The 22,135-nt window shown below is 41.1% G+C and carries 16 protein-coding genes; 7 read left to right on the forward strand and 9 right to left on the reverse strand.

Annotated features, from left to right (window positions below; translation table 11 throughout):
- The first annotated feature begins 52 nt into the window (after positions 1 to 52).
- Positions 53 to 2,461, forward strand: a complete 2,409-nt coding sequence (locus ACYQ2C_RS07895) for a bifunctional acetate--CoA ligase family protein/GNAT family N-acetyltransferase (RefSeq protein ID WP_460047490.1) — start codon at positions 53 to 55, stop codon at positions 2,459 to 2,461.
- 267 nt (positions 2,462 to 2,728) lie between these two features.
- Here ACYQ2C_RS07895 and ACYQ2C_RS07900 read toward each other — a convergent pair whose 3' ends face one another.
- Positions 2,729 to 3,394: an alpha-ketoglutarate-dependent dioxygenase AlkB family protein gene (locus tag ACYQ2C_RS07900; protein WP_460101533.1), complete on the reverse strand. Its 666-nt coding sequence runs from the start codon at positions 3,392 to 3,394 to the stop codon at positions 2,729 to 2,731.
- Positions 3,395 to 4,252: 858 nt separating this feature from the next.
- On the opposite strand from ACYQ2C_RS07900, the gene ACYQ2C_RS07905 reads away from it, so the two are divergent.
- Entirely contained in the window at positions 4,253 to 5,554 is a 1,302-nt protein-coding gene (locus ACYQ2C_RS07905) for a zinc-dependent metalloprotease family protein (protein ID WP_460047493.1), read from the forward strand.
- 85 nt (positions 5,555 to 5,639) lie between these two features.
- On the opposite strand, the gene ACYQ2C_RS07910 is transcribed toward ACYQ2C_RS07905, so the two are convergent.
- From ACYQ2C_RS07910 to rimO, 3 genes are all read right to left on the reverse strand, one after another.
- On the reverse strand, positions 5,640 to 6,359 hold the full coding sequence (locus tag ACYQ2C_RS07910; RefSeq protein WP_460101531.1) for a hypothetical protein: 720 nt from the start codon (positions 6,357 to 6,359) through the stop codon (positions 5,640 to 5,642).
- Complete coding sequence (locus ACYQ2C_RS07915) at positions 6,346 to 7,392, reverse strand: hypothetical protein (RefSeq protein WP_460101529.1); 1,047 nt, start codon at positions 7,390 to 7,392, stop codon at positions 6,346 to 6,348. Before ACYQ2C_RS07915 ends, ACYQ2C_RS07910 begins: the two co-directional genes overlap by 14 nt.
- 502 nt (positions 7,393 to 7,894) lie before the next feature.
- Entirely contained in the window at positions 7,895 to 9,229 is a 1,335-nt protein-coding gene (rimO, locus tag ACYQ2C_RS07920; protein ID WP_460101527.1) for a 30S ribosomal protein S12 methylthiotransferase RimO, read from the reverse strand.
- A gap of 293 nt (positions 9,230 to 9,522) precedes the next feature.
- On the opposite strand from rimO, the gene ACYQ2C_RS07925 reads away from it, so the two are divergent.
- On the forward strand, positions 9,523 to 10,677 hold the full coding sequence (locus ACYQ2C_RS07925; protein WP_460047497.1) for a flavohemoglobin expression-modulating QEGLA motif protein: 1,155 nt from the start codon (positions 9,523 to 9,525) through the stop codon (positions 10,675 to 10,677).
- 3 nt (positions 10,678 to 10,680) lie between these two features.
- Positions 10,681 to 11,505 (forward strand): 23S rRNA (adenine(2030)-N(6))-methyltransferase RlmJ, encoded by an 825-nt coding sequence (locus ACYQ2C_RS07930; protein WP_460101524.1) that lies wholly within the window; start codon positions 10,681 to 10,683, stop codon positions 11,503 to 11,505.
- A gap of 107 nt (positions 11,506 to 11,612) precedes the next feature.
- On the opposite strand, the gene ACYQ2C_RS07935 is transcribed toward ACYQ2C_RS07930, so the two are convergent.
- On the reverse strand, positions 11,613 to 12,638 hold the full coding sequence (locus tag ACYQ2C_RS07935; RefSeq protein WP_460101521.1) for an alpha/beta fold hydrolase: 1,026 nt from the start codon (positions 12,636 to 12,638) through the stop codon (positions 11,613 to 11,615).
- A 316-nt stretch (positions 12,639 to 12,954) separates the two neighbouring features.
- On the reverse strand, positions 12,955 to 13,785 hold the full coding sequence (locus tag ACYQ2C_RS07940; RefSeq protein ID WP_460101519.1) for an alpha/beta hydrolase family protein: 831 nt from the start codon (positions 13,783 to 13,785) through the stop codon (positions 12,955 to 12,957).
- A gap of 398 nt (positions 13,786 to 14,183) precedes the next feature.
- On the opposite strand from ACYQ2C_RS07940, the gene ACYQ2C_RS07945 reads away from it, so the two are divergent.
- Genes ACYQ2C_RS07945 through ACYQ2C_RS07955 form a run of 3 tightly spaced genes read left to right on the forward strand, consistent with a single transcriptional unit; the run spans position 14,184 to position 19,135 of the window.
- On the forward strand, positions 14,184 to 17,135 hold the full coding sequence (locus ACYQ2C_RS07945; protein ID WP_460101517.1) for a hypothetical protein: 2,952 nt from the start codon (positions 14,184 to 14,186) through the stop codon (positions 17,133 to 17,135).
- Positions 17,136 to 17,144: 9 nt separating this feature from the next.
- Positions 17,145 to 18,578 carry a hypothetical protein gene (locus tag ACYQ2C_RS07950; RefSeq protein WP_460101515.1) on the forward strand — a complete coding sequence of 478 codons (1,434 nt, stop codon included), beginning with the start codon at positions 17,145 to 17,147 and terminating at the stop codon, positions 18,576 to 18,578.
- Between the two features lie 17 nt (positions 18,579 to 18,595).
- Entirely contained in the window at positions 18,596 to 19,135 is a 540-nt protein-coding gene (locus tag ACYQ2C_RS07955) for a condensin complex protein MksE (RefSeq protein ID WP_460047505.1), read from the forward strand.
- A 140-nt stretch (positions 19,136 to 19,275) separates the two neighbouring features.
- Here ACYQ2C_RS07955 and ACYQ2C_RS07960 read toward each other — a convergent pair whose 3' ends face one another.
- From ACYQ2C_RS07960 to ACYQ2C_RS07970, 3 genes are all read right to left on the reverse strand, one after another.
- Entirely contained in the window at positions 19,276 to 20,022 is a 747-nt protein-coding gene (locus tag ACYQ2C_RS07960) for a sulfite exporter TauE/SafE family protein (protein ID WP_460047507.1), read from the reverse strand.
- A gap of 6 nt (positions 20,023 to 20,028) precedes the next feature.
- The gene (locus ACYQ2C_RS07965) at positions 20,029 to 20,727 is read right to left on the reverse strand and encodes a pirin family protein (protein ID WP_460047508.1); all 699 of its coding nucleotides are present in this window, start codon (positions 20,725 to 20,727) and stop codon (positions 20,029 to 20,031) included.
- A 118-nt stretch (positions 20,728 to 20,845) separates the two neighbouring features.
- Entirely contained in the window at positions 20,846 to 21,751 is a 906-nt protein-coding gene (locus ACYQ2C_RS07970; RefSeq protein WP_460047510.1) for a LysR family transcriptional regulator, read from the reverse strand.
- Positions 21,752 to 22,135 lie beyond the last annotated feature (384 nt).

Consider the following 22,135-nt stretch of genomic DNA (forward strand, 5'->3'; position numbering starts at 1 on the left):
TTATGGTGGGCTGAATTCCCAACCCACAGGATTTATTATTTGGAGAGCCTTCATGGCCCAACATGCACTACAGCCTGTTTTTGCCCCGACCTCGGTCGCGGTGTTAACCGGCGAAGATGCCACGCATCCCATTATGCTGGCTTTGTTACGTGCTATGCGTTCGGCACCGAATTGTTGCCCGGTGACGTTGATCGGCGTTAAACCAGAAATCGACATTGATATTTCGACATTCACCCATTATGAAAGCTTAGCTCAGTTAAAGACCCATGTTGATTTGGTGATCTTGGCGGGCAAGTCTAATGAAAGTTTAGAGAAAACCATTGCTGACTGTTCAAGAGCGCATCTTAAGTCGCTGCTTATGTTGACTTGGACCGATGCTGAGCCCGAGACCATTCGCAACGCGCTTCGTGAAAACGGCGTCCGTTTATTAGGGCCAAGCAGTTTTGGTATTTGCCGTCCTAAGCGCGGTGTATTTGCTTGGCTAGGTTCGGTCAATCCATTACCAGGGCGATTGGCGTTTATGTCGCAGTCGGGCACCATTGCTAGTGCTTTAGTCGATTGGGCAACCTGGCAGGGCATTGGATTTTCTCAGGTCATCGCGCTTGGTGCGCCTGTGGATATCATGCCGTGGCAAGCGCTTGATTGCTTGTCGATGGATTTTGAAAGCCGCGCCATTTTGATGTATTTGCAAAAAATTGGACAAACCACGCACTTTCTCAGCAGTCTTCGCTCTGCGAGTCGTACCAAACCCGTGGCGGTTGTGGCCGAACACGCCATTGGCGCCGATGAACGAGTATTAGACGCCGCGCTAAGTCGAACCGGTGCGGTGCGCGGGCGACGTCTTAACGATTTGGTTGCGGCGGCTTCGGTTATGTCGAATGCACGACGCATCAAAGAAGGCTCGTTGTTGATCATTGGTAATGGTGCCGGTCCTGGAGCACTGGCTGCCCAGCGCGCCGAAGAACTTAACGTTGCGCTACTAGATCCTGAAGACGAGCTCAGGAATAAACTGAGTGCAATTGTCGCCGACATGGGCTCGATTGGCCCTGTGACGACTGTGTGGGGCAGTTGTGCATCGGCGATGTTTGTTGAGCTCGCCGATGCAGCCTTGGCCGACCGTAGCTGTGGTGCGATATTATTAATGTTAAGCCCAACAGCATTAATTGATATTGCTTCACTGCATGAGCAAGTATTGGCACTGCATAACAAGCAAAATAAACCGGTAATGGTGTGTTTGCTTGGCGGCGGTAACATGGTAAGAGCTCGAACTCGATTAACCGAAGCCGGTATTCCTACCTTTAGAACACCCGAAACCGCCATCGAAGGCTATCAATTTTTGGTGCAATTTCAGCGTAATCAGCGCTTGGCAAAACAGTCACCAGAATCACACGCATTAAGTCTTAATATTGATGTTGAACAAGCTCGTAAATATTTGAAACAAATTCTTTACGACAACATTGATAAAGTGGGTTTTAAAGAATTAAAACCGGTGTTTAATCAGTTTAATTTACCGGTTACCAGCCAGCATGATCCTAGCACTGATTTTGAAACTCCGTTAAATGTAAGAGTATTTCGTGATCCCGTGTTTGGTCCGACCATTGGTTTGGCGTTGGGCAGCAAAGGTCAATGGCAAAAACATTTAGAGGTGGTTGCCTTACCACCATTGAATATCGTGTTAGTGCGTGACCTTATTAACCAGTTATTACCGGGTTGGAAATCCTTTGGTCTTGAAAACTTTATTTTAAATTTATCAACGCTTGTCTGTGAATTGCCGGAAATTGTCGGTCTTGAATTTTCGGATGTACATTTATTGCCCGATGCGCGGGTATACGCTGGAGTAAAAGCCGATTTAGGATTATCGGTAGAAAAGCGCCGCTACGATCATTTGGCGATTCAGCCGTATCCTCGTCAGTGGGTCAGCGAATATAAATTTCATGATGGTCGCTGCGCAACGATTCGCCCGGTTCGTCCGGAAGACGCAACAATTATGGCGGATTTTGTTCGCAACCTTTCTCACGAAAGCCGATATTTTCGCTTTATTGCGAATTTTTCTGAACTTACCCCCAGAATGCTTACGCGTTTTTGTCACATCGATTACGATCGAGAAATGGAATTACTCGCCGTAATGGAAGAGGACGATAAAATTGTCGAATTGGGGGCGGCAAGATACAGCGATAATTTCGACGGACACAGTTGCGAGTTTGCTGTTGTTGTAGGTGATAAATATCAAGGCTTTGGTTTGGCGGCCTATTTAATGCGCAAGCTATTTTTAGTAGCGGCAGACAACGGCATTAGTTTAATGGAAGGTACGGTATTGGCCGAAAACAAACACATGATTAATTTTTGCCGTAAATTAGGTTTTAGAATTCGCATGAATCCCGACGATATGACCTTGGTTATTGCCGAAATTACTCTAACCCCAAAATTAATTGCCGAAGCAAAACAAAAATTGAGCCATTGATTATTCCTTAAAACAGTGAGTCAGCGCAGTTGAATTCAGAGATTAGCTCATCTGCCTTTCATTGACTTTTTATTGACTTACTGTTGTTGAAATTGTCGGCACAATTTCTTGCTGCCAGGAACTTTGCTCTAATCGGAGTTCTTGGTTTTAAGTCCAAGAAGTTTTTATTCTAAGGAATTCTTTTTTAGAAAATTTCTTATTTTAGAAAACTGCGTGTTACGAAAATCGTTATAGGATACTAAGAAAGAGGTCTTGCTCAAGATAACGCTAAGGCGCTGGATAAACTTTTCTAAACGTTAGGTTTAATCGCAGTTGTTTTTCGGCGTGTTCGGGTAAGATGGCATGCAGCCAATCTTTTTGAAAATCAGGATGCATTAACCACAAATCGCCGTCTTCAATCACTATTTTTTGTACTCTGTGGGATTGTTTGTGTTTGATGCAAAAATATCGAGACTCGCCCAAAGAAAGCGACGCAATTATTGGGTTACTGCCCAGCTCCAGTTCGTCATCACAGTGCCAATCTACCGAATCGTTTCCGTGGCGATATAAAGTTAATAAAACCGAATTGAAGTCGCTGCTGCAAAGCTGCTCCACCTCTTGCTTTATGGTCAGAAGTAGATCACTCCAAGGACGATTGGCTAACAAATTATCTGAGTAGCGATACTTAAGTGACGGCTCTGCAACCCAAGACTGTTGCCTTGGTAGATCGAACCAGCGGCCAAAGGCCTCATATCCAGATTCTTCCCACGTTGTCTCATCAATAATGTGTTGCAACCATTGTTTGCGAGTCTGCACAGACGATAATTTTCCTAAAAACTGCAACGAATTGTTTGCAATCAAGTCATTGTTCGACAAATGTTTACGATCAATCTCTGTAAAAGAATTTATTTCTTTGATCTGCTTAACAAGATTGAGCTCATCTGGATCGATCATAGTACGCTGCCGCTGCTTAATTTTTTAAAAGATAGACAAAAACTAGAAACATAAACTCGTATTTTTAGCCGATAAAGGTATTGCAATAAGTCTGCCGATTTTGGCGTCTAAAGTCAGCTTTCTGAATTTTACTAAGTTTGATCTAATATGCGGCTTGCCGATATTTACGTTCTTAATAAATGCTTAAACCATAGGAGTTTTTGATTACCACATGCTGCGATTAATTGAATAAGAGTTAACCCTTAGGTTAATCAGAGTTTTCCGTTATTAAAAACAACAGTCCTGCTTTTATGGTTAGTAACTTCAAGTTAATTCGCGCTTTTTTAAATGCTTGATCGTAATAAGAACAACGCTTCTGGTTGGTTTCGACGATTATCTGCACACATCTACGTGAACTTTATCCAAAATCTATCGCGGCTAGAATTATGAATTGCATTGCTTGAAATTTTTCTGCGTAATTTTTTAAGATTTTTAATTACGTTTAAAAAATAGTCTCTGTAACGAAGATGCCAAATTTTGATTTTTTTATAGAGATATCGGTCAGGAATTAATTTTTAATAATTTTAATAGCCACCATTTAAATTTTGAATTTATTGATATCGTCATATTCAAATTCCCATCTGCAAAAACTTACAGTGCTTTACTTTAGTTAGCATCCGTCTTTACTATCAAATTCACCATCTCGTTATTTTAAGTTTGGAATTATCAGGATTTTTTTATTACATCGAAATTTTGAAAAATTTCGATTGCGTTGTTGCGCTTAAATTTTTTAACGCACAACGAGTTTAGGAGTGTTACTCAGCATGAAGCTAAAATCTAAATTAAATCGCCAAAAAGTCTACTTTTGAGGACATCGCAATGAAAAAACATTGGTTAGCGACAACTGCTGCGCTCTCTTTAGCAATTTCTTCAGTATCTGCCTTTGCAGAACCGCAAGAATTAATTTTTAAATCGGCGCCAGCGCCACAAGTGCTTAAAGTACAAAGTAACGAACTTTTTAGTTTTGGTGCTAGTGCGCGTTCACTGCAATCCGATTCTTTAATGCAAGCGTTGCGTTCTGACGATAATATTTTGTCTGTTCGCCCAATTAACGTAAATACCAGCTTATTAGATGGCTCGACCTCTACGCTTACCTTAAATATGGGCAGCGGTTTAGAACTTACAGCAACTAATACACAAAGTTACTGGATTAGCAGTGATTACCAAGTATGGGCTGGTGACATTAATACGGGTGCGGATTTATCGGCGACTCGTGGCATTAATACCGATCGTGCAGTTTTAGTTCGCAGCAACGGTCGTGTTCACGGCGAATTGCGCATGGGCGATCGCGTTTTTAGTATTCAAACCACTGAAAATGGTCGTCATTTATTGGCCGAAATTGATATGACCAAATTACCGCAAACTGACGATACTCCACTAAATGTTGGTGTTCCTTTCCGTGAAGCGGCCGCATCAGAACCAGCGCCATTAGAAACTACCGGTACTAGCACGATTCGTGTAATGCAAGCTGCAACCGAAGACGCAATTGTCGCATTAGGTGGCGTTGGCCCAACCGTTGACCGTATGAACTTCCATTTGGCGCAAAGTAACGATGTATACAGTCAAAACGGTTTGCCAATCGTTTTAGCAAATGGTGGTTTATTCCGTACTGGTGTTAACGAATTACCATTTATGACCGACAACCTTGACGGTTTGGTAAATACCAATGACGGTTACCTAGATGGTTTGGCTACCACTACCCGCAACTCACAAGCTGCGGACATTGTTACCATCATCACTCGTACTCAATCTAGCCCATTTGGTGGCTTGTGCGGAATTGCTGCCGGTATTGGTGTAAGTCAAGCGCAAGGCTTCTTTGCAATGGCTGCGGCAACCAGCTGTGCAAATGGTTTTAGCTTCGTTCACGAACTTGGTCACCTATTTGGTGCTCGCCACGATAACGATCCAAGCACTGCGCCATTCGCGTTTGGTCACGGATTTGTTAATGCTGGCGCGGGTATTCGTACCATCATGGCTGTAAACAGCAACCCACAAACCCGTGTTGGCCTATTCTCAACGGATGACCAAACATTTAATGGTGCGTCTTTAGGTAACGCAACCGTTGCCGACAACGAGCGCGTTCACGCACAACGTCGTGGCACCATTGCAAGCTTCCGTTAATTCGCAAGCTCTCGTTAATTCGAAAAGCTACGCAAAAAAAACGGAGGCAATGCCTCCGTTTTTTTGTTCCCAATTAATTCTAGTTTCACCAACCAAAATCGGTTATGGGTGTAATATCTTTTTCTGCATCTTCGTTGGGGATAAACGTAACGCCCGGTTTTAGGTGTGAGCAATCTACTTTTGTTGAATCAAAAATTTCCAGTTCTTCGATAAATTTTTTCGCGAACTCTAATAAAACATCCTTGCCTAACATTGATGAATCTTCTGCTGCTTTCCAAAGAGAAGAGCTGAAAATTTCTATACGCAAAGTAAATTGATCAAATAAAACGTATACATCTATACAAAAATTTTCAATCCCATTACCAAAAAAATGATAAAAGCAGGTTCTGCCAAGCAGTGTTATTTTCTCTATTTCGTTAGGTATTCTAGGGCTTATAGATGTTGGTGAATGATGGATGCTATATGAAATACCTTCTGAGCTAATATCTTTATAGATTTTTTCTTTAATTTCGTTATCAGAAAATCCTAATTTATATCTTGGTGTAACTACCAGATATGTAGAGGCTATAGCCTCTATATTTTTGTTGACTGTATTTGCTTGACAATAAACATGATTGTTTGAAAGTCGGCAATATTCATCAATGTCTGTATTGGGTACAGGATATTTATCTTCGCTAATGTCTGTTTCGAACGAAAATACTTTTACATCGGAGGTTTCGGTGTAGTCAAAAAATCGAAAATAGTATTGATTTACTCGAAGAACATATTGTTGAGATTTTTTTTCTGAAAAACTAATGAGCTTCATGATCAAACCCTTTGTTCTGAACTAAATCTGCAAAGGTTATATTGCTCTCAGAGATTTTTTGGCTATTGGCTAGGGTTTGTTTTTCGCTCAATAATCGATTTGCCATTGCTTGGTGTAATTCGGAGACCTTGTTGCCGTGGGTCGAATTGCCTAATTTAGATTTTTGTCCGCCACACTCTTCTATTAGTTTTTCCAATCGGTGTATTTCTGAAAAGGGTGCGTTAAGAGAAAACTTATGGCTACTCAGTTTAACATTAGCCTCTTTCACTTTTTCTAAGGCTTGAATTAAAACTTTAACGCTATCTTGCATTACAATTGTTTCGTAATCTCCGTGATTGCCTGGCTTCCAAGAGTTTTCTGAATCTATTAATATTTGTGCAAGTTCATTTGCACTAGCATTCGAAGAAATACGATCATTAGGTGATGTCCATACTTCACCATTATCTACTAGATAAGACGGGCAGTAATAAAGATTCGAGTTGGACTTGTCTGATTTAGCGTCGAGTATGGCGCCAATAGATTTAGTGGTCGCCTCTATATGAAAATTTTTTTCGCTGTTTTTAATGGCTGAGATAAAAAATAATTTCTCATCCAATATATCATTTGTTTTCTTTTCATAACGCCATGTACCTCTGTCATAATTAACTTTGTATAATCCTTCAGTACTTGATTCATTATGTTTTAGGGGTTTGATCGCGTATATGTATATACCGGGACCTTTGTTAGTTCCTTCTGTCTTATGCTGAACACTTTCGTAGTAAATTCTTATTCCTGGTAAACCCGGATGGTTGATGTCTTTCATGTAGCTCCCCGTTTGAATAGGAGATTTACCATCTGCACCACCAGCGGACATCGATATTAGTGTTTTGCTAATTTGTATAACAAATTTATAACCACCGTTTTTTTGATCATTAGGGTTCACATAAGTGACAAAATCAACAATTAAGTTAGGATCAATGTAAACCGGCTTTCCGGTGTTTCCCATTGTATTTCTTGAGAAGTATATAAAGTTCGAAAAGTTTTTACGTGCCATTTCTGCTACCTATAAAGAAGTTATGCGGTATTAGTGCATGAATTTAGGCAAGTGTATCGGCTAATGACGGTATTAAAAGTGTTTTGGAAGGAAATTTTTAAAATAGATGATACTTATATTTCGAAGTTTTAATGGGTTTATTGCTCTAGTATTAACTGAGTAAACTTAAGTATTAGTTAAATTCTAGATGTATGCGTTAGCTGATGTTTTCTAATATGTTGGTTTATTAATGTAGGGTTTATCTAGCGAGTCGGTTTTCTTGGCAAGTTGTATTTTTGAGTCGTAGAGTATTTTGAGTTGCCGCTCTATTTTTTTAGGCTGGTAATTACGGAAGTGTAAATTGTATTTAATGTTATTTTTGAATTTATTAATGTTTTATGCTGCTAATTATAAATGCAATTTTTATCGAGAGGTTTTGTTGAGAGATATTTATCGAGGGATTTTTATCAAGAAGCTCTAAACCGTTTAGAACTTCTTGAGTTATTTAAATTAACGCAGGCTTTTACAGTGTGTCGTCAAAGTCGGTCATTTCTGCCCATAGGTCGTGTTCGTCGGCTTGGAATATTTTTGCCGTAACCAAATCACCGGGGGCTAGTTCGGTTTCGCCATTTAGATACACCATGCCGTCAATTTCTGGGGCGTCGGCTTTGGTTCTACCAATGGCGCCTTCTTCGTCAACTTCGTCAATTAAAACGTGGACGGTTTTGCCAATTTTGTCTTGCAGGCGTTGCTTGGATATTTCGGCCTGTATTTCCATAAATCGGGCGTGACGCTCTTCTTTAACTTCGTCGGGCACTTGGTCGGCGAGTTCGTTGGCTTTTGCGCCTTCTACCGGTGAATACTGGAAGCAGCCAACGCGGTCTAGCTGCGCTTCTTTTAAGAAGTCGAGCAGTATGTTGAAGTCTTCTTCGGTTTCACCCGGATAACCCACAATAAAAGTGCTGCGCAGGGTTAAGTCTGGGCAGATAGAACGCCATTTATGAATGCGCTCTAGGGTGTTTTCTGCATGAGCTGGGCGCTTCATCGATTTAAGAATTTTCGGGCTGCCGTGTTGGAACGGGATGTCTAGGTACGGCAAAATTAGGCCATCGGCCATCATCGGAATAATGTCATCCACGTGCGGATACGGATACACATAGTGCAGGCGCACCCAAATGCCCAAACTTGCCAAGCCTTCGCACAAAGACTTCATGTTAGATTTCATGGGGCGGCCTTGCCAAAAACCGGTGCGGTATTTGATGTCTACACCGTAGGCACTGGTGTCTTGGGAGATCACCAACAACTCTTTAACACCCGCATTCGCTAAGCGCTCAGCTTCGTCCATAACATCGCCAATAGGGCGACTGACAAGATCGCCGCGCAGTGACGGAATAATGCAGAAGCTACAGCGGTGGTTACAGCCTTCAGAAATCTTCAAGTAAGCGTAGTGACGCGGAGTCAGCTTGATGCCTTGGGGTGGAACCAAATCGATAAGTGGGTTGTGGATAACTTCTTGTGGAACGAACTGGTGTACAGCACCAACCACCTCCTCATAGGCGTGGGCGCCGGTAACACTAAGCACATCAGGATAAAGCTCACGAATTTTCGCGGCTTCGTTACCCATACAACCGGTAACAATCACCTTGCCGTTTTCGGCCATGGCTTCACCAATGGCTTCTAGTGACTCGCGTTTGGCGTCGTCGATAAAGCCACAGGTGTTCACTACCACCACGTTCGCGTCGTGATAGGTGGGGGATATTTCATAACCATCGGTACGCAGTTGAGTCAGAATCCGCTCTGAATCCACAAGGGCTTTGGGGCATCCAAGGCTGATAAACCCGACTTTTTTCTGACTCATTCGACTACCTCAGTTAAGAAATTTGTGGCTGAAAATTAGGCGCGCGATTGTATTACAGCTGTCATCGGATATCGAACACTTCTTGGCTATATGTGAGCGATTGCGCGTGTTTAAGGGCGGTGTTTAGGGCGACGGAAGAGTTGGTACCCGAGAAATAGTAGTTTGCCTAGCGTTAAATTTCATGCACACTCATACGATAGTGTAAACAAGATGAAGTTCTCGCAATTTTTTGCAGTAAACACAGGGTAATCTAAGTATTAGCCCTTTATTTTATAAGTTATCTGGTTGTATACATGATTCATAATTCCACCGATCTCGAAAAGGCTAGAAAACTCGATTCTGCGCTTTACGATCTGGTTCGTGATGTCGATGTTTTAGAAGCCATTGCGCCACAAAACTTCCAAGAGCAAAAGAAGATATTTTTTGAGAGTAACTTCTCTATAAATCCAGAATTTACCTACAAAAAATCACCGTTTAACTCGTTTCAAAAAAAGCGCGCGCTTTACAATTTACCGGTTGAAGATATTCTCGATGAAGACCTTGCGTTTTTGTACGCAGAAGTGATCGAGTCTTATGTCGACAAGCTCGACCAATCTTTGTCGATCGGGTCGCCAGATTTTTTATACGACTCGCTGCGTTATTTTGGCGAGCCAAACGAAAAAGATCTGAATAATGCGAATTTTATTTTACATCTACCCGATGATCTTGATGAAGAATTTTGCGATATCGAAACCGATTTAATGAATGCCCAACAAATTCAAAAACATATGGATGAATTTGCCGGTGCGCAGGGTTATGAATATAAGATCAAAATTGAATCTGCTATGATTGCCAATGCAGTGGTATCTGGCAGAACGCTAAAAATTAATCAAAATGCAAAAATTCCAGAGACCGAAGTTTACGCACTCGCTCACCATGAATTAGGTGTGCATCTGGTGACAACATTAAATGCCGCAGAGCAACCACTAAAAATTATGTCATTAGGTTGTCCGGTAAACACTAAAACCCAAGAAGGTATCGCCATTTTATGCGAATACTTAGCTGGGTTTTTAACCATTCCGCGGTTAAAAGTTTTGGCGTTGCGTGTAATTGCCGTAGACTCAATGATTAACGAAAAAGATTTTAAACAAACCTTTTTATTGTTAAAAGAAACCCATGGTGTTGAAGAAAATCTGGCCTACACCATTACCGCGCGCGTGTATCGTGGTGGTGGTTATACCAAAGATTATTTGTACCTGCGCGGCTTGCGACAAATGCTTAACGCCTATGAAAAACACCCAAACTTCCAAAACCTGTTGATTGGTAAAGTTTCATTTGAATATATCGATGTCATTTCTCGATTAGTCGAAAAACATTATTTAAATCCGCCTAAATTTATCAGCCCTGCTATTGCAGCACCGGGTGATATTGATGCTGTTAAACAGTTTGTCGCTCACTCTATTAAGTAAAATATGCTCAGTTATCAACACGCTTTTCACGCAGGCAACCACGCCGATGTTTTAAAACATTGGTGCCTGCTTGAAACTCTATTGTATTTACAAAAAAAAGATAAACCCTTCGATTACATTGATACTCACGCGGGCGATGGCCTCTATTCGCTAAAAAGCCAAGCTGCGTTAAAAACCGGCGAGGCCAGCGCCGGAGTATTAAAATTAATAGATAATCAGCCCGAAGTCTTGAAAAACTACTTAGATGTAGTGCTTTCTTATATCGCACAGCATAAATATCCGGGTTCACCAAAGTTAGTGCAGCAACACTTGCGCTCGGGCGATCATGCATGGTTTTTTGAAATGCACCCGCAAGCCATTACCAATTTGCAAAAAAAACTGGCTTCTAAAACAGGGTGTTTTGTTAAAACTGAAGACGGTTTTAAAGGTTTATTGAGCTTGTTGCCTAACAAAAACAAGCGTGCATTAGTTTTAATGGATCCATCGTACGAAATTAAAGCAGATTACAGAACCGTTGTAGAAACCGTTGAAAAAGCCTACAAAAAAATGCCGCAAACGGTGTTTTTATTATGGTACCCAGTAGTGGATCGAGAACAAATTACGCAATTTGAAAAACACATTAAAAAAACTGTTTTAAAAAACGTGCATCTATTCGAAATGGGTGTAGCCGATGACGCTAATAAAGGTATGACGGCTTCGGGCATGATTGTGGTCAATCCACCATGGACCTTGCCAGAGCAATTCAAAAGCGGTTTTGGTGAAGTTTCTCAGCGGTTATCCGAAGATGGAATCGCGAGAACTCGATATGAATTATTGATCGCAGAGTAATTCATGGATTAAAAACTCTGATTAACATATGAAAACATTGATCAGAGTTTTTATGTTCTCGTAGAATTAATAGCAGCATAACAAATGGTATTGTTGTTGAAGTCTTTTTATTGTATTAACGTTTTAACTATTGTGTTTGTTAATATGTCGGGAATTTCTTCCGCTAAAAAATGCGCATTGTTTTCAAAAATAAACACGTTTTCATCCGGTATTTTTAAATGATCTATTAAAAACGGAATTTGCTGTGTGGTTAGGGTTTCGTCTTTAGCGCCCCAAAATACCAAGGTTTCACCGGTAAATTTCTCAAATACAACGGCATTGATTTCTAGTTGCGAAAATAACCTATCATCAATGTGGCTGTAAAACGCAAACAAAGCATCGCTGCTGCCCTCGGTCATAGGTTTTACATAACCTGCGCATTCTTGTTCAGACAGTTCGTGTTCTCCTAGGCCCATATTCTCAAAGGTTTGTTCAAGAACCAGTGCACTGGTAACTCGGTTTTCATAGGCGTCGGTCATTAAGCGTGTGAAAATGTCTAGTTCAAAATTGGGATGATTAAAACCTTCTTCACGAACAATGGTATTTAACACCATTAAATTATCGATATGCTGCTTAGAATTTTCGGTTGTAACATCGTTACGCAACATCTGCCATGCTACCAATCCGCCCATATCGTGAAATAACAAACTGTAATTATCTACGCCAAGACTATTAAGTAGTTGTTGAACGTAATTGGCTTGAGAAGAATCGCTATAAATAGCGTTTTTGTTTTCTGGTTTACTGCTTGAGCCATAACCCAACAAATCTATCGTGATTACCCGAAAATGATTTTGTAACGTAGGAATCATCTTTCGATACATCCAACTGGACGTAGGCACGCCGTGCAATAACACCAAAACATCGCCTTCGCCGTGATCGGTAAACGCAATTTGAGAACCATTTTCTAGGGTAAATAACTGCTGCTGTGCGCGATGGTCTTTATAATTGCTGGGTAATTGGTATTGGTTAGAAATGTGAGTGCCAATATTGTCGATATTTCTACTTGTAGTGCAACCTTGTATCAGCATGGCTGCAAGGGTTAGCGTAAACACTTTTATCAAATGAATAGCGCGGTTGCTTAGCAATAAACTCATCAATAGATACCTCAATTCCATTCTCTAGTTTTAAATCAATTGTTTCGTCACATTCAAACCACTTGCCGAAACTTTCCATCCACAAAGCCGTAAACGGTAAAATTTAAGACTATTTTCGGGTATTGCGAAAAATTTAATGACATGTCCGCATTGTCGAGCGTGTTTTTACACACATGTGTTAAATCATGGCTCATTTGTTAAATCATGGTTCATTGTTTTCGTAAAATACTGGGTTGATATAATCACATGTATTGTGGAAATTTCTAAAGAGCAATGTCTCACATGAATGAATCATGAAAGAGTTAATGTGAGATTCTTATTGTTTTTTCAGCCACTCAATCGAAGCCGGAATACCTTCGTCAATCATCGATTGATAATGGCCACCGTGGGCAACGGTTTTATAGGTAATTGGCGTTCCTTGTTCTTTTAAATCGGAAACAAATTGTTGATAGGTTTTTTGTCGGGCCGCCATTCGACTGTCATCGTTGGCTGAAAATAAAAATACAGGCATGTCAAAATACGCGATATTTTTGTGGGGCGAGCTATCCATGAGCGCTTTTTTAAACGCTGGAATTGCGGTTGACACTTGTCGTCCGATATCAGATAAATATTCTTCGGTATTAAGCACGGGCGCATAGGCAATAATGCCTTTTAAAAAAGGTAATTTCTGAGGAGCCATAAGTGCAACCGTGGCAGCTGAGCTGTGTCCCGCAAAGTACACTTCTTCTTTGTTGAGTTGTTTAAATTCTCGGGTTGCTACAACAAATGCTTCAAAAGCATCCTTAATACCGCCATCACTTTCTACAAATTGGTTAATGGCGCTTAACTGACTGGATTCGTCTCCGGTTTCTGGCCACGGGCCACTCAAATCAAAACTAATTACGGCGTATCCGGCTTCTACGTAAGGAACGTGTTCAGGGGTGTCGCCGTCGCTTAACTGCATACCAAAAAACAAACCTGACCCGGCTGGTGCGATTAAAATCACCGGAATTGACTCTTTTGTTGCAGTGCTTGGCAGATAAACCCATATATTTCCGTTGGTATCTGGATTCTTTAATCGGTATTTATTGGCTTTTAGGTCTTCTGCTTGGGCGATTGATGAGCATAAGAGAACCATAACGATCAGGGCGCGGCATAAATTAAACATAAACTATCCTACTTAAAAACGGCGTAGATGAGATTTTTGAGTAACCATACCCGCACTAGTGTTTGGCTACCACACTTATTCTCATTCAAGCTTATGCGTGATCAGAGTGTTTTTTGACCAAAATCCAGCGTAAATATCAACAATGACTTGTAGGCATTACTGATATTTGGCAGTTAAGAGCACAAAATCACCGTTCAAGCGAGATTGTTACTGTAGAAGTTGCGTTGGGTTATTTACAATAGAGAGTTGTTCTCGGGTTTAGATGCACGAGCGAGTTTGTGTAGGGTTTGATCAAACCAAGTTTGAGGTAAGCCAATTTTTAATCGATTTAGTCTGTGTTACTGACAATATTTAATGCTTAATAACTTAATTACAAAAGGGCCTATCTAGGATAAATCATGGAAAAAATTATGGATTTGTTACCAGATGGGGACCGTTACAAAGTTTTACGTTTGGTTATGGTCAATTCAGGCAGCGCTGCCTATGTTGAAATTCCTATTGATCAAACGGCGGCATTATTAAGTAAAAATAATAAAGGCAAAACCTCGGCGTTAAACGCTTTGAAGTTATTTTTATTGGCCGAGGTAAATTTTAAAGCCTGTGAAAAGAAATTCGGATTCTCCTCTGGCGGTAAGGTTTATAGCGGTGAAGAAAGTTTTAGTTATTATTTTCCAAGTTCTACTTCGTTTATTATTTTAGAAGCGACTAATCCGCAAGGGGATTTTTGCATTGTCTTGCATCAAAACCCCAAAGAAACCCTAGGATACAACCGCATTGCTGTGCCCTGTGCCTACGCAAAAATTCGCCATTTGTTTTGGAATACGCAATCGGCTGCTAACCAAGGCATGGGTGCACACCCAGACGATTTTAATTTAAGTGACGTACAAAAACAGTTACAAGCATTAAAAGCGCTACCACTTAACGATCAAGAAACCATTCGTACCGCGCTGTATACACGAGTAAGCCCAACTAAACCCGAAACACGGTTTTGTTTAATGCCTTTGGTGCAATTACCAAAACCACCAATGATGCGATCTATCAAAGCGTTATTGCAGCTCTCATTTGATATTAAAGGTGCGGATACCAAAAACCTGCCACTGGCCATTGCTAATATTATCGACAGCGAAGTTTCAACCGGGCGCGAACCGATTAATATTGATTTCAAACGCATTCATTCCGATCGCGAACGCTTAAGACAAGAAGCCAATCATATTCACAAGGTAAAAAATCACCAACAACATTGGAAAGTTTTAGAAACTTGCTACCGTGACTACGGATTAAACGTTAGAAGTTGGCAAAAAGACGTTGCCGGTCTTAGCCAATCCATTCAGTTGTTGATGGATCAGTTTCAGCCCGAACACGAAAGCGCGCAAGAAAAGCTGCTCAATTTAGTGGGTACTCGCAAACAACACGAAAAAATCCTCGCCGAAAAAACCGCTGAAATTTCTGCTAAAAACGGCGAGCGCAAACCTATCGCCAAAGACATTGAAAAACTCACCGCCAGCATTACCCTAGCCGAAGACGTTATTAAGCGCGAACGGCCGGTCATTGACAGCGACGATACCTTTGAAATTAGTAATCATTTACGGGAATTCAAAAAAGAAGCCGAGGCAGAGTTAGAGAGTTTTCAAAACAGCGAAAAAGCCAATGCTCGTTTGGGCGAATTGATCAGCAAAAAAAATAAACTAGCAACCAAGTTAAAATTGCTAGAGCAACAATTAAACGACGACTCGAAAGGTTTATTAAGTTATCTAGAAAATCACGCGGCAACGGTGCTTAACAGTTTAAACCCGAGCTTTAAGGCGCTTGTTGAAGAGCCCATGAGTATGCAGGTGCAGGCCGTTGAATGTTTTACCGAATTGTTTGAGTTTGAAAATGAACAAATACTGTTTTGCGGTGAGTTATTAGAAAACGTCAAAATCAAGCCATTTGATGCGCAATCGTTTCGAGAAACTATTTTAGTAGAACTAGACAATGTTCGAAATCAGTACGATAGCAACGAAAAATCCATCGATGAGCTAGATCGTGTTATTAAAGCTGGTGGTGATCTTACCACGGCATTGCTGGAAGAGAAAAAGCAAGAAATTAAAGAAATTGATGCCGAAATTAAGGCATTGGTAAGCTATGAACGTGATCTCGACGATTTACAAGAAAAACAATTGCAGCAAGCTAATTTAGACGAGCAGCTTGAATTGTTAGAGTTTGAAAAAGACCGTTTAAATAATGTCTATATAGAATATTTTGCCATAGAAGAAGAAACTCGCAAAGAAGTATTGAGTATCGAGAAAAATTTCGAGCGCATCAAACAGTGCGATACACAGCTACAGTACTTAAAGAAACTGGTTGCCGACGAACAAGATCAAATACTTGCCTCGGTTGAAGGTGATAACCCGTTAACGGTTGATGAAATAGAACAGTATTTAAACGCGTTAGAAACACTGCAAAATAAATTAAAAGCGAACAAACAAAAATCGCTGGAGCAGTTTAGAACGCTAATTTCGGCGAATATTCTTGCCATAGATGCCGACCTAGCTCACCGCACCGATTTAGAATCCAATGACTTTTTGGATGCTTACCAAAAACTGCGTTCCGAATTTGAAAATATTGTTTCCAAAGAGAAAGAACATTTTATTCAAGTTCGCCAGCACAACCATCAAACCAGCGTTGAAATCAGCCTGCTTGACAGCATGGCACGAGCCATTAAAAACTTTGAAGAGCGAATTAATGCTCTGCTTGGCAGTGTGAAAATCTCTAACCTGACCGGTGTGACCATCGAGATTAAAACCCTTGACGGTTTTAATACCCTACGTCGTGAACTTGCTAATCACGGCTCGACGTCTGATCAGCTAATGGAAGATTCGTTTTATCAACGCTTGTTGGATTTCTGTGAAAAATATTTAATTGAAGGCGCTAACTACGGCAAACTCGATTTAGAAAAAATCATTACCGACGTTAAATTTGTATACGAAATTAACGGTAAAAAAGAAACGACTTCGCAATCGAACGGCACCAGCGGCATGGTTAACGCCGTGTTATTGGCAATTTTAATGCGTCGCCTTGTACCCGAAGACGTTACCTTTACCTTGCCGGTTGTGTTTGATGAAATCGGCAGTTTGGATGAAGACAACCTTCCAGAGTTACGCCGAGTTGTTGAGTCTAATCATTTTGTGTTGTTGGTTGCCAACCCAAACAATAATGGTTACATCGCCCAGCACATTGGCCGTTGGCACGATGTGTATCTGCATAATGTCACCGAAGGCCAGGTGGTGAATAAATGTTTGGCAATTTATATTGCCGAGACCGAATCCCTCGCTGCCATAGATTCTGAAGAATCTTTCGAACTGGTTTAAGGGTGAATTATGCCAGTTGTTAATAGCGACCAAACTATTATTGCGATCTTAAATAATAAGGCGTTATTTTTCCGGTTAATGGATCACGCGCTTGCGGATTACAAAAACCACGCCTTGGAATTTACCATTAGTGACTACGATGCGTTATTGGTAGCAACCACCAAAGGCTTTAACGATACCGAAAGACGCCGATTATTTGATACGCTCAGTATTGATAATTTAGAGCGTAATGGTTTATTGAATTACGCCGATCGCCGTACCGGGCGCTTTCGTTTGCAAGATTTTATTTTGCAAATGCTGCAACACCTCGACAGCAAGCGATTGCGGGAATTATCGTCCGCCGAACTCAATCAATTAATGAAACAACTCGAAGAATGCTATCGGCAAGTGAGCGATACACAAGTTATGTGGATCGCCGGAGACGATAATTTTGAAGAGTTGGTCTCGTCGGTATATTCCAGCTTGCAGCACATCGCATCAAAGTTGAAATCCAATGTGCGAGCCCTGAAAGGCCAGACCGAGCGACTGGCAACAATTGTTGACGAAAAATCTTATATAGATTTAGAACGTTCCGATCAGGTGCGTGTTGCGCTGAATGAAATTTTGCGCATCCACGAACGCCACGTAACGCCTACCTTGCAGTTTTTGGATGAGCGCTTGGATATTCGCCGCGCGCGTACCGAGCTGTTTGGCGAAACTGCACCCATGGCGCTGTTAAAAAAGATTATCGCGCGGTTTGAAGAACGCAAGCTTACCGACCACGTTGCTAAATTACAGCGTATTCAGTTTCATATTTTGGCGATGGGCCGTGAAATTGGCAATATTGCTAAGGGTTTAGACAGCTACGTTAAATACGCAGAAGCTGAACGTCGCCGCTACAACCGCACCGAGCAACTCTACAACGCCTTGCGTGGTGCGGTTGAAGAAAAGCAAACCGGATTATTACGGGATTTTATGCTGCGCCCCGATCACCCGGTATTTGCATCGGCGCGCCCGTTAGGTGGATTAAAAAGCTTTTTGCGCGCTCAATCTGCCAATGTAAATTGGCCTAAATCTGAAGGTAGCTTTGCCTTAAATGAAATTCTGCGTGTTCGTCTTGAAGCCGAGCTGAATAAACCTAGAGTAGAATTTTCTGGCGTTGGCGAACCAACCAGTGATGCAGAAATCGCACAGCGTAAATTCATTGAAAAAATGCTCGCCGTTATGGCCGATTTTAATTACGAACAAAACTACGACGATGCGTTTTTAAGTGTGCATCGGTTTTTGTGTGAGCATTTGAGTGACTATTCGCTAAAGAATCTAATGGATGCCGTGCCCTTTCTTTCCGCGAAAGGCATCGTAGAGTTGGCACTTCCGGCGGCCTTTGCAACCATTGAATACCAAGGCTTACGATTACGCTATCGCAAACGCTGTTACAGCACACGTTCTAAAAGCCACGCGTAAGTTAAAGAGAATCAGCAATGCAAATACAATTAAGCCGTAAAATTTATCGTGAATTAATTAACGGTAATTTAATTAATAAAAAAATCCGCAACGGCGAGCACTTAGAGCCTAATCCGTTATTTGATGAGCTTGCCTCAGAAATTAATCGAGTTCATTACGATCAACTCTACAGCTGTATTGGTTACGAACTCAAGCAACTGGGTGATTGTTTTTTTCTCAACGAAATGGGCAAAGACGAAATGCTCTCTGACGTTGCCATGCGAATCCAGAGCTTATTGGTGATATTGTGCCGTGGCATTACACAAATTCCGTTGTTGATTAGCGTAATCACCGATTTTAATGCCGGATTAAGCCGCGAACACATCGAAAAAATATCTGAGACCGAAGAATACCAAAATATATTGAACGCGGTGGGATTAAAAAATTCGTTAATTAAAGAAATCGAAAACGTGCTTGTGGTCAGAAAAATCGCTTTTTGGAACCACTTAGATCGCTTAGTGTTAAGCGACGGTGGCATTGCCTTATTGGATTCGATGCAAGAGTTGAGTTCGATTTAAAAACTGGGTTAAAAAAGCTAAGAAACTTCCTGCCATTTAAATTAGGTCGTTTTATTGTAGACAAGAACGGGTTATCGAAAATGGCAGGAATAGTACCCATAGCTTTAGAATTTTTGTGTGAACTTAACTTGGTTATTTTTTTATTTAATAATGTGATAATGAATAAAGCTTTTAATCAGTAATCCTAAACCAGAGCAGGCTAACAAGACTCTACAAATCGTCATAAATTGCTTTTCACTCAGGTGCTTTTGTATTTTATAGCCTGCTTGAACACCTAAAAGCGCCACTGGCAGTAACAGTAAATCGTACAATAAAGAAGATCGACTCCAAAGCCCACTTAGCGTATAGGGTACCAATTTAATAACATTCATAAACGCAAAAAATACCGCAGCCTGTGCCAGCCATTGTGTTTTAGGTATTTGTTTGGCAATAAAATAAATATTAATGGGCGGGCCACCGGCGTGCAGTAATGTACTGCTAATGCCAGAGACACATCCCCACACGTATGCGGCGCCGGGTAGTTTGCCAATTAGCGGAATGATGTTGTGCCAAAAAGCAAATAAAATACAAAACAACGCCAATATTATTTGTAAACTCACCGCAGACAAGGTTTGCATGAGTGTTCCAGCTAAAGCGATACCGCACAATGCCGCAAGACTAATGGCTTTTATATCGTTTAAATTGACCGATTTTCTGTACAGACCTACCGTTCGCGCGTCCATAATTAATAACAGTGGCAACATAAGTGCAACCGCCTGTTGCACCGGAATAACCAATGATAAAAGCGGAACGGCCACAACCCCGGCACCACCGGCAAATCCCGATTTTGATATGCCGGTAAGAATTACTCCGACTATGGCTAAAAGCCAAAATACGTAAATGTCCAAATAAACCTACTGTTGTTCAAGTGGTGGTAAATCAAACCATAACGCCGTTAAATCGCTGTTGGCCGTTACTGTGAATGTTTCGCCTAAAGCGCCTAGTGCGTCACCTTCTTGCCAGGTTTTACCATCAATCATGGCTTTGCCACTAATGATATGCAAATACCCGGGTCTACTCTGGGTGTTAAAGGTATAAACTTCGCCAGCGGATAATTGTAATCGAAAAAGGCTTGCGTCTTGATGCATCATTAACGATCCATCTCGACCGTCCGCCGTCACCAATGGCGTTAACTGGCTGTGTTGTTCAATGGCTTTTTGCTCGTAACTTGGTTGAATATTCTTTTGGTTGGGTTGAACCCAAATTTGCAAAAAGCGTAAATTATCGGTTTGGGAGTGATTAAATTCCGAATGCTTTATTCCGCTGCCCGCACTCATGCGCTGTACCTCTCCGGCAGGCACCACAAACTCATTTCCCAAGGTATCGCGGTGTTCAATAGCACCTTCTAACACATAAGAAATAATCTCCATATCGCGATGCCCGTGTGTATCAAAGCCCGAACCGGGTTTTACCAAATCGTCATTAATAACCCTAAGTGCCGAAATACCCATATGTTGCGGGTCGTAATAATTCCCGAACGAAAACGAATGCTTGCTCTTAAGCCAACTAAAACTAGCCTCACCACGATCTTGAGAAGGGCGATAATAAAACATAATAAATGCTTCCAACGATTGAATTTAAGTTGGGAGTAATCTTAGTGATTACGGCGGATAAGAAAAATGGCTTTTATTCGTATGTATTATTCGGTTTAGTCGAACGAACAGCGGTGATTTAATTAATATCTTCCGATGTGGGTAGATCCAGAGTAAGCAGGCGCAACTCGCCCATAAATTCTCGGGTTGCGGGGCCAATTTGGTCGCGGTCTTGGTAGTTTAAATAGAAGCTACAGGTTCTTTTGCTACCTTCGAGTAAGGGCAGTGGTACAACTAATCCAGAGTCTAAATATTCTAATATGGATAATTTAGGCAGCCACGCGTAACCCATGCCTTGTTTAATTAATTCTATGGATGCGCGCATTTGTTCTACTGTCCAGCGTTGTTCTGCACCTAACCAGCCGGAGCTTGCGTTGTTGTGTGTGGCGGAATCGCGAACGATGATTTGTCGGTAAGATTTTAAATCTTCGTAACTGAGTTCGCGTTTAAGCTGCAATAACGGGTGATCTTTATGGGTTACGGCGATAAATTCTAATAAGCAAATTTCTTCGTTTAAGCCCGATGGCATTGGGAAGGGCGATACTCCAACATCTACTTTGCCTTCTTCAATAAGCTCATTAGTGCCGGATAAAACCGTGTCAAAAATATCGATTCGTATTTGCGGAAAAATAGCAGAGACTCGCTCTAAAGCCTGAAAGACTACTTTTTGCGGAAAGGCGCCATCTACGGCAATGCGTAATTCGGATTCAACACCGGTGCTTAAAGATTTTGCAACCGATTCTATGCGTTGTACTTCGTCTAATAAAAATTCGCCGCGTCTTAGTAGTAATTTTCCGGCTTCGGTTAAAACGGTTTTGCGGCCTTCTACATAAAATAATTTAACGCCTAGTGCTTCTTCAAGTTTATTAACGGCGGTGTGAATACTTGATTGGCTTTTGTGTACCTGATCGGATGCTTGATTAAAACCACCTGCGTCGACCACTGCCTTAAACATGCGCCATTGTTCTAAAGTGGTTTTTTGCATCAGGGGCTGCCCCATTCGATTCATTAGTTTATATAACCGCAGTTTATACCAAATAAGTTGGGTCGTAATGATGTTAATTGAGGGTTATTTACATACGCAAAAACGGCCAACAAGATTGTTGACCGTCATGTTTACTTAGAATGATTTATAGGAAACTCCAGGTGAATTAGAGCTCTCTATTTTAATAGCCTATGAATTCGCAGTGGAATTTAATTATTTTAAGAAGAATGACTGCGATCAATTTAATGTTATTTTATTAAATTTTTTGAGAGATATTATCTTGATTACAGCGTAGTTTCTTAAGAATTCGTTGTATTGTTATTGAGAAATGTTTAAAAAAATAAGTGCGTAAATTTTTTAACGTATTCGAAATTCAATTGTCTG

Source organism: Sessilibacter sp. MAH3, from assembly GCF_054658275.1.

Coding starts and splice junctions, on each gene's coding strand:
- rimO (WP_460101527.1), bottom strand. CDS start 9,229: ATGAGTCAGAAAAAAGTCGGGTTTATCAGCCTTGGATGCCCCAAAGCC.
- ACYQ2C_RS07925 (WP_460047497.1), top strand. CDS start 9,523: ATGATTCATAATTCCACCGATCTCGAAAAGGCTAGAAAACTCGATTCT.
- ACYQ2C_RS07945 (WP_460101517.1), top strand. CDS start 14,184: ATGGAAAAAATTATGGATTTGTTACCAGATGGGGACCGTTACAAAGTT.
- ACYQ2C_RS07940 (WP_460101519.1), bottom strand. CDS start 13,785: ATGTTTAATTTATGCCGCGCCCTGATCGTTATGGTTCTCTTATGCTCA.
- ACYQ2C_RS07955 (WP_460047505.1), top strand. CDS start 18,596: ATGCAAATACAATTAAGCCGTAAAATTTATCGTGAATTAATTAACGGT.
- ACYQ2C_RS07935 (WP_460101521.1), bottom strand. CDS start 12,638: ATGAGTTTATTGCTAAGCAACCGCGCTATTCATTTGATAAAAGTGTTT.
- ACYQ2C_RS07895 (WP_460047490.1), top strand. CDS start 53: ATGGCCCAACATGCACTACAGCCTGTTTTTGCCCCGACCTCGGTCGCG.
- ACYQ2C_RS07915 (WP_460101529.1), bottom strand. CDS start 7,392: ATGGCACGTAAAAACTTTTCGAACTTTATATACTTCTCAAGAAATACA.
- ACYQ2C_RS07900 (WP_460101533.1), bottom strand. CDS start 3,394: ATGATCGATCCAGATGAGCTCAATCTTGTTAAGCAGATCAAAGAAATA.
- ACYQ2C_RS07950 (WP_460101515.1), top strand. CDS start 17,145: ATGCCAGTTGTTAATAGCGACCAAACTATTATTGCGATCTTAAATAAT.
- ACYQ2C_RS07910 (WP_460101531.1), bottom strand. CDS start 6,359: ATGAAGCTCATTAGTTTTTCAGAAAAAAAATCTCAACAATATGTTCTT.
- ACYQ2C_RS07905 (WP_460047493.1), top strand. CDS start 4,253: ATGAAAAAACATTGGTTAGCGACAACTGCTGCGCTCTCTTTAGCAATT.
- ACYQ2C_RS07930 (WP_460101524.1), top strand. CDS start 10,681: ATGCTCAGTTATCAACACGCTTTTCACGCAGGCAACCACGCCGATGTT.
- ACYQ2C_RS07965 (WP_460047508.1), bottom strand. CDS start 20,727: ATGTTTTATTATCGCCCTTCTCAAGATCGTGGTGAGGCTAGTTTTAGT.
- ACYQ2C_RS07970 (WP_460047510.1), bottom strand. CDS start 21,751: ATGCAAAAAACCACTTTAGAACAATGGCGCATGTTTAAGGCAGTGGTC.